Origin of the sequence: Parafrankia elaeagni, assembly GCF_000374165.1 — a bacterium.
In the GTDB taxonomy this organism is placed as follows: domain Bacteria; phylum Actinomycetota; class Actinomycetes; order Frankiales; family Frankiaceae; genus Parafrankia; species Parafrankia elaeagni.
Window position 1 is genome coordinate 243,432 of record NZ_KB893671.1, and the last position, 13,156, is coordinate 256,587.

Here is a 13,156-nt window from a genome sequence, read left to right on the forward strand (position 1 = left end):
CCATCTTCCCAGACAGCAGACGGAATTGAGTGCCCAAGGACTCGGGATAGTGTGGTGGGAAGGCTCTTCTAAGGTGCCCTTCAGGAACTTCTCACTTAATGCCGGCGGGAAACGCGCCGGACACCTACCGGAATCAGCTGATGTCGATCAGTGCCCGCGACCGGTAGCCGCGGTCGCGGCCCAGCACCCGTTCCGCAGCCAGCCGGCCGGATATCAGCACCATGGGCACCCCCACGCCGGGGCGGGTGCCGCTCCCGGTGAAAACCACGTTCTCCAGGCCCGGCGCCAGGTTGCCCGGCCGGAACGGGCCGGTCTGGGTGAACGTGTGGGCGGCCGCGAACGGGGCGCCCGCGGCCATGCCGCGCTCGCGCCAGTCCGCCGGGCTGGTGACCTGCTCCACCTCGATCGCCGCGCCGAAGCCGGGATAGCCCGAGCGCTCCAGGGTGGCGACGACCTCGTCGCGGTAGCGCGGGCCGAGGACCGACCAGTCCAGCGGCGCCGTGAGGTTCGGGGTGGGGAACAGCACGTAGTAGCTGTGCGCCCCGGCCGGTGCGGCGGACGGCTCCGTCACCGAAGGAGTACTCACCAGGAAGGACGGGTCACTCATCAGCTCGCCGCGCCGGATGATCTCCTCGAAGGTGCGCCGCCACGCGCTGCCGAAGTGGATCGTGTGGTGGGTGGTCTCCGGGTGGGCCACCCGTGCCCCGGCGAGCAGCAGGAAACAGGACGGCGAGTACCGCAGCCGCCCGAGTCGCGCCGGTGCGGCCGACGGGGGAAGCAGCTCCCGGTAGGCCACCGGGAGGTCCGGGTTGAGGATCACGACGTCCGCCGCCACGCGGTCGCCGTCGGCGGTGTGGACGGCCACCGCGCGCCCGTTGCGGACCTCGACCCGGCTGACCTCGGTGCCGTAGCGGAAGGTCGCCCCGTGCCGGGTCGCGGCGGCCGCCATGGCCACCGCCACCGCGTGCGGCCCGCCGTCGACGTGGTAGACGCCGGCGACCGAGTCCATGTAGGCGATCACGGCGTACAGGGCGAGGGCGTCGTGCGGGTCCAGGCCCGCGTACATCGACTGGAAGGAGAACAGCCGGCGGGTCCGCGGATCGCGCAGGTGGCGTCCGACCACGGTGTCCAGCCGCCGGAACCCGCCGAGCGCCGCCACCCGGGCGAGCGAGGGGCGCAGCAGCGCGAGTGGCGAGTCGACCTGGGCGTCGATGAAGTCCCGCAGCTGTGCGCGGAACATGCGGGTCGCGAAGCGGGTGAACCGGCGGAAGCCCGCGGCCTCCGCCGGCCCGCACAGGTCGCGGATCTCCTGCTCGGTGTCCGCCGGGTCGGCGCGGACGTCCAGCACCGAGCCGTCGGCGAACCGCGCCCGGTACATCGGGTCGAGGCGGCGCAGGTCCAGCCACCGGTCGAGATCCTCGCCCACACAGTCGAAGGCGTCCGCGATCAGCTCCGGCATGGTGAGGACGGTGGGCCCGGTGTCGAAGCGGTAGCCGCCCAGCCGGAGCTCACCTGCCCGCCCACCCGGCGCGTCGCCCCGTTCGAGCACGGTCACCCGGCGGCCCGCGCCGGTCAGCCGCAGCGCGGCCGACAGCCCACCGAGCCCCGCCCCGACGATCACCACATGGTCCGTCGGTCCGGTCACCGTTCGCATGGACGTCCTTCCCGCCGCTCGGAGGTCACACCGGAGTGCTTCCCCGGCACGGTCCGCCGGCCGGGGGAAAGAGTAGCGTTCGACCGTCGGCGAACAGGCGGGCCCGCCGAGGGTTCCGGCGTCCGGAGGTGTCGTGTTCGATCTCGTTGTCGTCGTACTCGGCATCGTGCTGCTGGTGGTGGTTGCGAGCGCCTTCGTCCTGCTCCGCATGCCGCCGGAGCGGCTGGAGACCACGGTGGACGAGGTGCGGGCCGTCGAGGTGCGGCTCGCCGCCGGCCGGGTCGAGATCGGCGAGTACGACCGCCGGGACGCCCGGATCGAGCTCACCGCGAAGCGACGTCCGGGCCGGGCCCGGCCCACCCTGACCCGATCGGGTGAGGTGCTGCGCCTCGACGGCAAGGCCAGCGACGCGGTGGCCAAGCTGAAGCTGCCGCGGGGGACGAAGGTCCGGGCCGAGGTCCGGACGGGGGAGATCACCCTCTGGGGCGCCGCCGGCGATCTGCTGCTGGTCACCGAGAGCGGCGGCATCACCGGGCGTGAGCTCACCGGCTCCCGGATCAGCGCCCGCAGCCAGTCCGGCGATGTCAACCTGCACTTCGACGGGCCACCGGACAACCTCTCCGCGGTGAGCGACGACGGCATGGTGACCCTCGTCCTGCCCGAGGCCGACTACGGGATCGAGGTCGAGACCGGCAACCCGCAGCTGGCAGGCGTCGAGCTGCCGAGCGTGCCCGGATCCGGCCGCCGGGTGCTCGCGCGCAGCCTCGCCGGCAGGGTTCGGATCAGGGCCGCCTCGCCCCAGGGTCCCGTCCGGATCTGACGCCCGCCTCGCCGCCGGGCCCGGGCGGATCAGCGTCCCGTTTCCACCCGGGGCTCCGCGTCGGGTTCAGCGTCGGGCTCCGCCCGGATCTGCCTGCCCTCACGGGAGTTCCGGGTGCGGCATGCCGCGGCGGGTGCCTCGAGCGGAGCTGCCGCGGGAGCCGTGCCCGGAGCCGGCGGGCCGTGTCCGGACATCAGCGCCGCCGGATTACTCTCTTCTGCATGAAGGGCTCCCTCTCATGACGGCGGTCGGGAACATGGCGCGGGCGACGACCAGGACGGTGGCCGAGTGCCTGGCGTCGGGTCGTACGTCCTTCTCCTTCGAGTTCTTCCCACCGAAGACGGCGGAGGGTGAGCGGCAGCTGTGGACGGCGCTGCGTGAGATCGAGGCCCTGCACCCCACGTTCGTCTCCGTCACCTACGGCGCCGGCGGATCGACCCGGGACGGGACGATCCGGGTGACCGAGAGGATCGCCACCGAGACGACCCTCACTCCGATCGGGCACCTCACCGCGGTGAACCATTCGGTGGCCGAGCTGCGCCGGGTCATCGGGAGCTACGCGGGCGCCGGTGTGCGCAACGTGCTGGCGCTGCGCGGCGACCCCCCGGGCGACCCGCAGGCGGACTGGGTGCGCCATCCCGAGGGCCTCGCCTACGCCGAGGACCTGGTCCGGCTGGTCCGTTCCCTGGGCGACTTCTGCGTCGGGGTCGCGGCGTTCCCCGACAAACACCCCCGGTCGCCGGACCTGGACACCGACGCGCGTTACCTGGTGAGAAAGCTCGACGCCGGGGCCGATTTCGCGATCACCCAGTTCTTCTTCGGCGCCGACGACTATTTCCGACTGGTGGAGCGGGTTCGCCAGCTGGGGTGTGAGGTGCCGATCATTCCGGGTGTCATGCCGGTCACCAACGTCGCGCAGATCAAGCGGATGGCGCAGTTGTCCGGGGCGGATTTCCCGGCGGCGCTGGCGGCGCGGCTGCACGCGGTCGCTGACGATCCCGCCGCGGTGCGTGCCCTTGGCATCGAGGTCGCGACCGAGCTTTCCGAACGGCTGCTCGCCGGCGGCGCGCCCGGCCTCCACTTCATCACGCTCAACCGGTCCAGCGCGACGCGCGAGATCTACCAGGCGATCCGCCCCTGACCCCCGGCACGTTCAATCCTCCGGCGCGTTCGTCTTTCCCCGCAGGCTCGCCCTTCCCGTGCCCACAGCCTGGTGACCGTGGTTCGCGCGGCCCCGGGCGGAACGGTCACGGCGGTACGGAACGCCGCGATCCGCCTGCCCCGGCGCCCCGCCGCGGGACCGGTTCGTACCCGGTTCGTACCCGGTCCCGCGCGGCCACCAGGCGTCAGGAGCCGATGTCTTTCCGTGCCTGTACGGGTCGGATCAGTCCTGCTCCTCGTAAGCGTCAAAAACACAGAGTAGCCATTCGTCGCGGAACGTCTGTTCCCGCACGAGAGCGAATCCCGCGTGGTTCGCCGCATCGACCACGGCGGTGACCAGACCGAGATCGAGGGTGTTGAAGACCGGGGTGATACGCACGGCAAGGATCACCTGGTCGCGGTGGGCGCTGAATACACGATCGGGGTCCAGATCCTCAATGGACTCGACGACACCGGTCGGCTGGTCGGATACCACGACGGAACCTTACGGCGCGGGCACGATGGACGGCGTGCGTACCCCAGTCCCCGATCGGGAGACCTACCTGGTCGAATGGGCCGCGTTGCACGGTGGTTACGATCCGCGAACCGGGCCGGCCATGATCCGTATCTGGTTGACGCTCACATATTGCCTGGCCAGGCCGCTCGCGGCGGCCGGCGTGGCGCCGGGGGCGGTGACGGCGGCCGCGGCCGCCGCCGCGATGCCGGTGATACCCGCCGCATGGGTGGGGGGCCGTTGGGTGCTGGTCTGCCCGCTGGTCGTGATCCTCAGCGGGCTGCTGGACAACCTGGACGGTGCGGTGGCCATCCTGCGGCGCAGGGTGACCAGCTGGGGCTATGTGCTCGACTCGGCCACCGATCGGGTCTGCGACGCCGCCTACCTGGTCGCGCTGTGGCTGGTCGGCGCACCGGGCGGGCTGGCCACCGCGGCCGGCGCCGGGCTGATGATGCTGGAGTACGTCCGGGCGCGGGCGTCCGGGGCCGGTCACGGCGAGATCGGCACCGTGACGGTCGGGGAACGCCCCACCCGTGTCATCCTGGCGGCGCTGGCGCTGGCGGTGGCCGGGCTCGTGCCGGACCACGCGCCCACCGCGGCCACGGTGGGCGCCGCCGCCACCGCGGCGGTGTGCGCCGTCGGGCTCGTCCAGTACCTGCTGTCGGTGCGGGCGGCGCTGACCGCCTCAGGCCGGCCCGATCATCTCCGCGACGATCTTCGCTGACAGGGTGACCAGCGGCAGCCCGCCACCCGGATGCGCCGATCCACCCACCAGGAACAGCCCGGGCACCGGGGAACGGTTGCGGGGCCGCAGGAACGCCGAGCGTGGCCCGTTGGACGACACGCCGTAGATCGCCCCGCCCGGGGCACCCGTCGCGCGGGCCAGGTCGGCGGGAGAGACGGCCCGGTACCAGCGCAGCCGCTCCCGGACATCAAGCCCACGCTCCGCCAGCAGGTCGAGGATCCGGCGTGCGTAGGCGTCGACGAGCCCCGGACGGTCCCAGTCCAGGCCGCTTCCACTGCCGCCGTGGCCGTGGCCGTGGCCGTCGTCGCTGTCGCTGGTGCTGTCACCGCTCCGCGGGTGGGCGTGCGGGCTGGCGTTCACCAGCACGAACCAGGCCTCGTCGCCCGGTGGGGCGGTCACGGGGTCGTCCGGCGCCGCGACATAGACCGTCGGGTCCCGGGGCAGCCTGCCGCCGAACACCGCGTCGAACTCGGCGTCGTAGTCGGCGGGGAAGAGCACGGTGTGATGGGCCAGACCGGGCGTCCGCCCGCGGAGCGCCAGCAGCAGCACGAAACCGGACAGCGAGGGGGCGAGCCGCCGTAGCCGCCGCCGGCTGGCCGGATGATCGACGAGCGGGCGGGCGCCCCGCCGGCCGGGGCGCTCGGCCGGCGCCCCCTCGTAGAGTCTCGCCGCGTCGACCCCGGAGACGACGATGTCGGCGGGCAACAGGACACCGTCGGCGAGGCGGACACCGTCAACTCGCCCGCCGGGCGTCCGGGTGATCTGGGCGACCGGGGTACCGGTGCGGATCACCGCGCCACGCTCGGCGGCTCGCCCGGCGATCGCCCGCCCCAGCAGGCGCAGCCCGCCCTGGACGTACCAGCCGCCGAACCGGCGCTCGGCATGCGGCACCGTGACCAGGACCGCCGGGGCCCGCCGCGGGTCGGAGCCGGTGTAGGTCGCGTACCGGTCCAGCATCATCCGCAGCCGGGGGTCGGTCAGGTGTCGGCGGCCGAGGCCGCGCAGGGTGGCGCCGGGGGCGACAGCCGCCAGTGCCCCCGGGCGCCGCACCGCCAGACCGGCCAGTGCCGGCAGCGAGACCGGGTTGTGCAGGAACGGTTGTTCGGACGCCGCCCAGGCACGGCGCGCGCGGCCGTCGAGGCGGCGCCACTGCTCGCCGGTGCCGGCCCCGAGCCGCGCGTCCAGCTCCGCCAGGAAGGCGGCTTCGTCGGAGTGGGCATCCAGGGTGGTGCCGTCCGCGAAGCGGTAACGGGCGATCGGGTCCAGGCGGCGCAGCGTGACAGCGGCCGCGAGCGGACCGCCGGTCGCGGCGAACAGGTCCTCGAAGACCTCGGGCATGGTCAGCAGGGATGGCCCGGTGTCGAACCCGTAGCCGTCGCGTTCGTACCAGCCGAGCTTCCCGCCGGCACTGTCGGTGGCCTCGCAGACGGTGACCCGGTGCCCGGCGGCGGCGAGCCGGGCCGCGGCCGCGAGCCCGCCGACACCCGCTCCGACCACCACGACCGCCGCCATGCTCCCGACCCTACGCACGGCTGTTCCGGCGGCTCTCCCGGTTCCGGCTGTCCCGCCGGTTCCGGTTGCGCTGCTGGTGCCGGTTGCGCTGCCGCGGGCCGCAGCGGACGTCCCTTCCACCGCGCGGTGCCCCGCCCGCGCCGCCACCACGACAGCACCGTCAGGTGGCCCAGCAGGCAGACGGACAACGGATGGGCCACCGCGTCGGGCCAGCAGCGCCCGCCGGTGCGGCGGGCGGCGATGGCCCGGCTCACCAGACCGGCCAGACAGCCGACCAGCCCGGCCCGCGAACCCCTCGCGGCGGCGACGGCAGGACCCACGAAGATCCATCCCAGCAGTGCCAGCTGCCCCGCGCTCGCCGCCGGGCTGCCGCCCGCGGCCCACAGCGACTTGGCGTAGCCGTCCCGCAGCGCCGGCCAGCCGTCGTACATCCAGGTGACCGCCAGCTCGGTGCCGTCGGCCACCACCCCCCGACCACCGGAGCGCTTCACCGCACGCAGCAGCGCCAGATCGTCCAGCACCGCGTCGCGGACGGCGGCGTGCCCGCCGGCCCGGGCGTAGGCCGCCGCGTCCACGCACAGGAACTGGCCGTTGGCCGCTGTCAGCGACGGGCGGGCGGAACGCTCCGCGGCCCGCAGCGGCAGCAGCGCCAGCCACGACCACTGCAGCAGCGGCTGGACGAGGCGCTCCGCCGCGGTGACGGCGACCTGCCGCGGATAGGGCGAGACGAGGTCCAGACCGGTGCTCCGCAGGAGGCCCGCCGCGCGGGCGAGCCCGTGCGGCGCGACTGTCACATCGGCGTCGACGAAGACCAGCACCGAGCCGGTGGCATGGCGGGCGGCCCGGGCGCAGGCGTGCGGCTTGCCCAGCCACCCCGCGCCTGGCTCAGGCCCGGTCAGCAGCCGCAGGCGGCTGTCCCGGGCGGCCAGCTCGCGTAGGACCGCACCCGTCCCGTCCGACGAGCGGTCGTCGTAGACGAGGACCTCGAGATCCGGGACGTGCCGGGAGCCGAGAAGGGCCGTCACGCAGGTGCGGACCCGCGTCGCCTCGTCACGCACCGGCAGGATCACACTGACCCGTTCCCGGACCGGGGCGGAGGGTCCCGGGGCCCGCAGCAGCAGGGCGTTCACCGCGGTGTGCGCGGCGACGGCCACCGCGCCGGCGACACCCGAGCGCACCGCGACCCGCACCGCCACCCGCACCGCGACCCGCGTGGCCGGGCTCTCTGCCGCTGCCCGCCCCGTCCGTGGCCTCAACGAACCGCACCTCTCTCCCCGGCGGGGGCAGGACCTCGAATCCTCTCCCGCGATCATCCGGGGGGAGGGCGTCAGTTCCCAGAGCGTGCCAGGTTCCCCCGCCGGGCAGCGCCGCGGCGGTCCGGGAGGACGCCGAGACCGAGCAGCATCCCCATCGCCACACCGCCGGCGAGGGCGACACCCGGGCGGCCGAAGAAGGCCAGATTGGCCAGCACCGAGGACAGGTAGGTCCAGACGAGCAGCACCATCAGCACCCGGCGGCCCGGATCCGCGGGAACGCCGGCACCGCCCGTGTGCCCGCCCCCGCGCCCGCGCGTACGGGCAGCCGGACCGCCCGGCCCCGCTGCCGACGCCGCGGCGTTGCTCTCCGGGAGCAGCGCGGCGAGGGCTCCGGTGACCACGATGCCCACTAGCAGCCACCCCGCCGCGTTGCTCACCGGAATGCCGTTGAGGGCCGGGCCGCCGCCCGACTCCCACGACCAGTAGTCCTCCGCGACCATCTGGGGGTCGAGGAAGAGGTCCCAGGCGGTCAGCGTGGCGCCGCCCGCCAGCGCCGTCACCGCCCGCCGTGCTGTCGCCCGCCGTGCTGCTGCCGGACGTCCGGTGCGGTCGAGGCGGGCCGCGCAGCGGCGGCCGAGCATCAGCGCGGGCAGGCCCATCATCGTCCAGGCGAGGGGGACCACCACCGGCACGCCGGCCAGCTTCGGGCCCAGCGCGGTCCCGTACGAGTAGTCACCGAACGGCCAGCCGCTGTGGACTCCCACCGCTTCGGCGAGCAGCCCGATGCCGCCCGCCGCGCCCGCCGCGGCGGTGGCTCGGGCCGGGCCGTGGGTGACGGCCGTCGCGCTGACCGACGCGGTGAAGAAGGCCACGACCGAGAACACCGTGACGGCAGCCCGCTGGTCTCCGGACGTCAACGGGTAGCTGATCTGGAGCCCGATGGTCACCGCGGCCGCGACCCACGGCACCGCGCCGATCCGCATCCATACGGAGAAAGGCCCGCGCCCGACGCGGACGAGGCCGAAACGGAAGGAGGCCGGGCCGGACGGGGCCGGGCCGGATGGGGCCGAGTGGGACGGGTCGGGAACGGGGGAGGAGGTCAAGGCACCTGGGCAGGCTGCTGCCCGGTCTCCGTGCTCCGGCACGGGTCGGACGGCGCAGGCCCGGGCAGCTCCTTGGCGAGCACCGCGTACTCGGTGAAGCTCCCGGGGAACCGGAAGTGCGACAGCAGCGGTACGAAGCCCTCGCTGGTGTACAGCCGGCGGGCGCGACTGCCGGGCAGCTCCAGCGCCGACAGCGCCGCCGTCCGCTGCGGGACGTCCCGCAGCAGCTCGCGCAGCAGCTCGCGGCCGATCCCACGGCCCTGGTAACCGGGCAGCACGTGCAGCTCGACCACTTCCATGCAGTCGGTGAGCCAGTGGACCGCGTCCTGGGGCGGCAGCGCGCCGGCGACGACGTCGTGCCACCACTGGCCCACCTTGCCGGGCAGGCCGTAGGTCATGCCGACGACCTCCTCCTCCACCGTCACCGCGACCACGGCGTGCAGGTCGCGCCGGTCGAAGTGGCGCCGTGCGTGGATGGCGCGGTCCCGTGCCGCCCGCACCGGGTCGTCCTCGTGCAGGTCGAGGAACGCGGCTTTGTAGACGGCGATGACGTCATCCAGCCGGGCCCGCATCCGGGCCGGCGACCACCGCACGATCCGGACGTCGTTCACGAGTTCTCGCCTCCTGTCGCACCCGGGCCATCCGACGATAACGCGCTGCGGACGCCTGCTGCCTGTTGGCTGGGACCGGTCTGGCGAACAGTGCTATTGCGGCCTGGCATCGGGCCTGGCACCGCCGCTGTCGGCCTGGCCACGAGGTGTGTACCCGGGTCTGGTGGGCGTCACCGGTGCTGGCCCCGGTGCTCCGCCGGGCATGGCCCGCAGGGATCCGCGCCGCGGACCGTCCCCCGTGAGCCGAGCACGGCGAAGCGGGCGAACAGCTCCTCGGCGTACCAGCCCGCGCGGGGGGTGCGCCGTACCACTGCCGCATGAGCCTGCCCCTGGTAGGCGAACGCACGCAGGGCGGCTTCGTCCCGCCACACGCTGAAGGTGCCCTGGAAGCCGATCGGGGCCTCGCCGATGCCGGCGGCGAACAGCAGCCCGTCGGCGCGGTGCAGCTCCGTCGCCACCGGTGGGACGGCGCGCCAGAAGGCCACGGCCCGCCGCGCTGTCAGCCGCGCCCGGGTGACAACCACCACTGGCGCCTCGTTGTGGTCTGCGCGCTCCTTCGCCGACCGGTGGTATGTGTTCGCCGACCGGTGGTAGGTGCCGGCGCCGGACGTTCCGGTCGGCACGTCGAACGGTGCACGGCCCGCCCACAGCCCGCGCGAGGCCAGCGGGCGCAGGTCGACCTGCCAGCGTTCGTCGGCGAGGCGGGCCCAGGCCCGGAGCGCCGGCGAACGCTCGAAGTCCCGCGCCGCGGCGGGGGTGTCCCAGACCGCCAGCAGCGCCCACCGCGACAGGTCGGCGTCGAGGGGAGTGAAGCGCTGCCCGCTGCCCGTCCCGAGCAGCCTGCTGAAGGCGAGGCCGGACGTCCGGCGCAGCGCAGGGCGGTCCAGCGCCGTGCGGGCCGCGGCCTGCGCGGCCCGCCGCCGCGGGACATGCCAGAGGTCGAAGGTGACGAACATGGACGACTCCCACCCGGGCTGGCGCCGGTCTCCGGCGCTGCACCAGCGATCCTGCCGCCTTCCGGCGGTGAGCCGGCGGCCTGACGGCGTGGCAGCTGGTGGTTGACGGTCTGTTGACCCACCGTGTATCTTCGAACATGCGTTCGATGAAGGTCGGGCTCGGTGAGGGTCGGGCTCGGTGAAGGTCGGGCTTGTTGCGGGTCGAGTTCGTTGCAGGTCGGAGCCGGGTGATCCGGCTCCGGGGCAGGTCGGCACCGGAGAGGTGATCCCAGTGGGCGCGGTTCGGAAGAGCGTGGTCGGGGGGAACGTCGTCGAGAGGAACGCGGCGGTCGGCGGCCAGTACGAAGACCGGGGCATGTCCGGCCACGGCGCCGTTGCCGGTCGGCACGACAGGGCCGGTCAGTCGGGGCCGGCAGGTCCCGCGCAGGCTTCCCGGCCGAGCGCGCCCGCCACTCGTGGGCAGGTGCCGGACCGGCCCGCGGGCCGGACCATGCTTCCCGCCGCGGGGCTGCCACGGCGCTCGCGGGACGAGCTGCTGTCCTCGGCTCGGCGAGGGCTGGCCGAAGCTGCGCTCACCCGCCCGGCAGGTGAGCGCTACGCGCTGGCGCACCTCGCCGCGTTGCGTGTCGCAGCCGCTGTCCTTGCCGACCGTGCCCAGCCCCGCCCCGGTCACCGTGGTCGCCCGGCGAGCGCCTGGCAGCTGCTTGCGGTGGTGGCTCCGGAGCTGCAGGAGTGGGCGGCCTTCTTCGCCGCGGGTGCCGGCCGGCGGGCGGCTGCCGAGGCAGGGCTCCCCGTCGTGACAACCAGAGATGCCGATGATCTTGTCCGTGAGGTGGAGCTCTTTCTCGGGATCGTCGAGGCGGCGCTCGGCGTCCCTTCCCAGCCCTCGCTGTCCCAGGCCGCCCCTACCGAGGTGTGGACGTGGCGCTGAGTGCTCTCCGGCGGATCGCGGCTCCTCCCGCGGAGCGGGGGGAAGAGGCGGCGAGCGGATTCTTCCCGCGCTGCCGGCGCTGGCACGGGTCCTGCCGTCAGGCGGTCTGCGCCGGGGTACGACAGCCGGCGTCGGCGGTTCCTCCTCGCTGCTGCTGACGCTGTTGGCCGCACCGTCCCAGGCGGGTGTCTGGTGCGGTCCGGTGGGCGCGCGGTCGAGGGGCTTCGGAGGGTGACACAGCCCTTGCGCGTAACCAGGAAGGCGGTCACTATCAGTTACTTTCAAGGTTGAGGTGAGTGCTGAGAGTGGTGATGCCTGATGGTCATCGCTGGTGCGGGCGTCGAGGAGCACGAAGGGCGGGCGGGTGCGCCGCCACAGTCGCCCAGGGTGCGGCAGGGCGCCAAGGGGCAGCAGAACCCCAGGGTGCGACAGCGCAACGCCTGGCTCAGGCGGATGGCCGGGCTCTCGGCCGGCAGCCTCGTCGCCGGTCTGATCATCGGCTTCCGGCTCCCGCGGTAGGGACGTCGTGACAACGCGCCCGCCGCGGGCGGCGGGGAGCCACATCCTGCATGTCGACATGGACGCGTTCTTCGCCTCGGTCGCGGTCCGCGACACCCCCGAGCTCCGGGGGCGCCCGGTGATCGTCGGCGGGGGCACGCGGGGTGTGGTGCTGTCCGCGACCTATGAGGCCCGCGCCTTCGGGGTGCGCAGCGCCATGCCGATGGCACGGGCGCGCCGGATGTGTCCGACGGCCGTCGTCGTACCCGCGGATCACGGCCGGTACCGTGAGGCCTCCCGTGCGATCATGGGCGTCTTCCGGGACGTCACCCCGCTGGTGGCCCCGATCTCGCTGGACGAGGCCTTCCTCGACGTGAGCGGCGGGCGGCGGCTGTTCGGGGGGCCGGTGGAGATCGCGCGGGGAATCCGGGCCAGGATCGCCGCCGAGCAGGGTCTGACCTGCTCCGTCGGGGTGGCGCCGTCGATGTTCGTGGCGAAGATCGCGTCGGCCCGGTGCAAGCCCGACGGCCTGCTGGCCGTACCGCCCGAGGGGGTGCTCTCCTTCCTGCACCCGCTGCCGGTCGCGGCGCTGTGGGGGGTGGGGCCGCGCACCGAGGAGACGCTGACCAGGCTCGGACTGCGCACCATCGGCGACATCGCACGGACACCCGCGGACACGCTGCAGCGGGCCCTCGGGAAGGGCTCGGCCGATCACATGATCGCGCTGGCGCACGGGCGGGACGGGCGCCGGGTCGATCCGGACGGCGCCGAGGTGTCTCTCGGTGCCGAGGAGACCTTTCCCGCCGACCTGGCTGACCCGGAGCGGCTCGACCGTGAGTTCCTGCGGCTCAGCGAGCGGGTCGGCGGCCGGCTGCGGGCCCGCGGCCAGGTAGCCCGCAACATCTCGATCAAGGTCCGCTATGCGGACTTCACCACCGTGACCCGTGCCCGGACACTTCCCGAACCGACCGACGTCACCTGGATGATCTACCGGTCCGCCCGGGCGCTGTTCGCGGAGCTGCGGGGCGACGGCCGTCCGCTGATCCGCCTGGTCGGCGTGCGCGCGTCGCGGCTGGCCGCTGTCACGCTCGGTGGGCGCCAGCTGGCCTTCGGTGAACGGCCTGCCGGTTGGGCGGAGGTCGACCGGGCCACCGACGGGGCGCGCAGCCGGTTCGGGGCGGCGTCCGTCCGGCCCGCCTCCCTGCTGCCCGGCCGCGCCCGGCAACCGCCGCCACGGGCGGGTCCCGGATGATCACAGAAATCCATGATCGTAGGATGAGCGTGGCATGAACGACGGTGGCCCGGGCAAGAGCCCAGTACGCCGAATCGCTCTGGTCGGGGACGGTTCGGACCGGCTTGGACACAGCATGACCAGTTGCCTACCGCCTCGGCCCCGCACATGCCTATTCTTGGGTG

General features: G+C 73.9%; 12 protein-coding genes and 1 pseudogene. 6 read left to right on the top strand and 7 right to left on the bottom strand.

The window, feature by feature from the left end; all coding sequences use genetic code 11:
- Positions 1–133: 133 nt before the first annotated feature.
- A complete protein-coding gene (gene crtI, locus B207_RS0102785) occupies positions 134–1,654 on the bottom strand; it encodes a phytoene desaturase family protein (RefSeq protein WP_018634985.1) in 1,521 nt (506 codons plus the stop codon).
- A 133-nt stretch (positions 1,655–1,787) separates the two neighbouring features.
- Here crtI and B207_RS0102790 point away from each other — a divergent pair, with 133 nt between their 5' ends.
- Both B207_RS0102790 and metF read left to right on the top strand, forming a co-directional pair.
- Positions 1,788–2,474, top strand: a complete 687-nt coding sequence (locus B207_RS0102790; protein ID WP_018634986.1) for a DUF4097 family beta strand repeat-containing protein — start codon at positions 1,788–1,790, stop codon at positions 2,472–2,474.
- A gap of 238 nt (positions 2,475–2,712) precedes the next feature.
- A complete protein-coding gene (metF, locus tag B207_RS0102795; protein WP_018634987.1) occupies positions 2,713–3,615 on the top strand; it encodes a methylenetetrahydrofolate reductase [NAD(P)H] in 903 nt (300 codons plus the stop codon).
- Positions 3,616–3,858: 243 nt separating this feature from the next.
- On the opposite strand, the gene B207_RS0102800 is transcribed toward metF, so the two are convergent.
- Positions 3,859–4,110, bottom strand: coding sequence for a hypothetical protein (locus B207_RS0102800; RefSeq protein WP_018634988.1), 252 nt, complete (start codon positions 4,108–4,110; stop codon positions 3,859–3,861).
- 25 nt (positions 4,111–4,135) lie between these two features.
- Here B207_RS0102800 and B207_RS0102805 point away from each other — a divergent pair, with 25 nt between their 5' ends.
- Entirely contained in the window at positions 4,136–4,852 is a 717-nt protein-coding gene (locus B207_RS0102805; protein ID WP_018634989.1) for a CDP-alcohol phosphatidyltransferase family protein, read from the top strand.
- On the opposite strand, the gene B207_RS0102810 is transcribed toward B207_RS0102805, so the two are convergent.
- From B207_RS0102810 to B207_RS32260, 5 genes and pseudogenes are all read right to left on the bottom strand, one after another.
- Complete coding sequence (locus B207_RS0102810; protein WP_018634990.1) at positions 4,814–6,385, bottom strand: phytoene desaturase family protein; 1,572 nt, start codon at positions 6,383–6,385, stop codon at positions 4,814–4,816. The genes B207_RS0102805 and B207_RS0102810 overlap by 39 nt on opposite strands.
- Before the next feature lie 515 nt (positions 6,386–6,900).
- Positions 6,901–7,698, bottom strand: a pseudogene (locus tag B207_RS41030) (glycosyltransferase family 2 protein); the annotation flags it as partial.
- Between the two features lie 14 nt (positions 7,699–7,712).
- Positions 7,713–8,609 carry a carotenoid biosynthesis protein gene (locus B207_RS0102820; protein ID WP_230204800.1) on the bottom strand — a complete coding sequence of 299 codons (897 nt, stop codon included), beginning with the start codon at positions 8,607–8,609 and terminating at the stop codon, positions 7,713–7,715.
- 131 nt (positions 8,610–8,740) lie between these two features.
- Complete coding sequence (locus B207_RS0102825; RefSeq protein ID WP_018634993.1) at positions 8,741–9,355, bottom strand: GNAT family N-acetyltransferase; 615 nt, start codon at positions 9,353–9,355, stop codon at positions 8,741–8,743.
- Positions 9,356–9,525: 170 nt separating this feature from the next.
- On the bottom strand, positions 9,526–10,311 hold the full coding sequence (locus B207_RS32260) for a hypothetical protein (RefSeq protein WP_018634994.1): 786 nt from the start codon (positions 10,309–10,311) through the stop codon (positions 9,526–9,528).
- Positions 10,312–10,582: 271 nt separating this feature from the next.
- On the opposite strand from B207_RS32260, the gene B207_RS0102835 reads away from it, so the two are divergent.
- The 3 genes from B207_RS0102835 (at position 10,583) to dinB (ending at position 12,992) form a co-directional block, all read left to right on the top strand.
- On the top strand, positions 10,583–11,242 hold the full coding sequence (locus B207_RS0102835) for an SAV_6107 family HEPN domain-containing protein (RefSeq protein WP_018634995.1): 660 nt from the start codon (positions 10,583–10,585) through the stop codon (positions 11,240–11,242).
- Between the two features lie 318 nt (positions 11,243–11,560).
- A complete protein-coding gene (locus B207_RS32265) occupies positions 11,561–11,761 on the top strand; it encodes a hypothetical protein (RefSeq protein WP_018634996.1) in 201 nt (66 codons plus the stop codon).
- A 7-nt stretch (positions 11,762–11,768) separates the two neighbouring features.
- Complete coding sequence (dinB, locus tag B207_RS0102845) at positions 11,769–12,992, top strand: DNA polymerase IV (protein WP_026310602.1); 1,224 nt, start codon at positions 11,769–11,771, stop codon at positions 12,990–12,992.
- Positions 12,993–13,156: the final 164 nt, after the last annotated feature.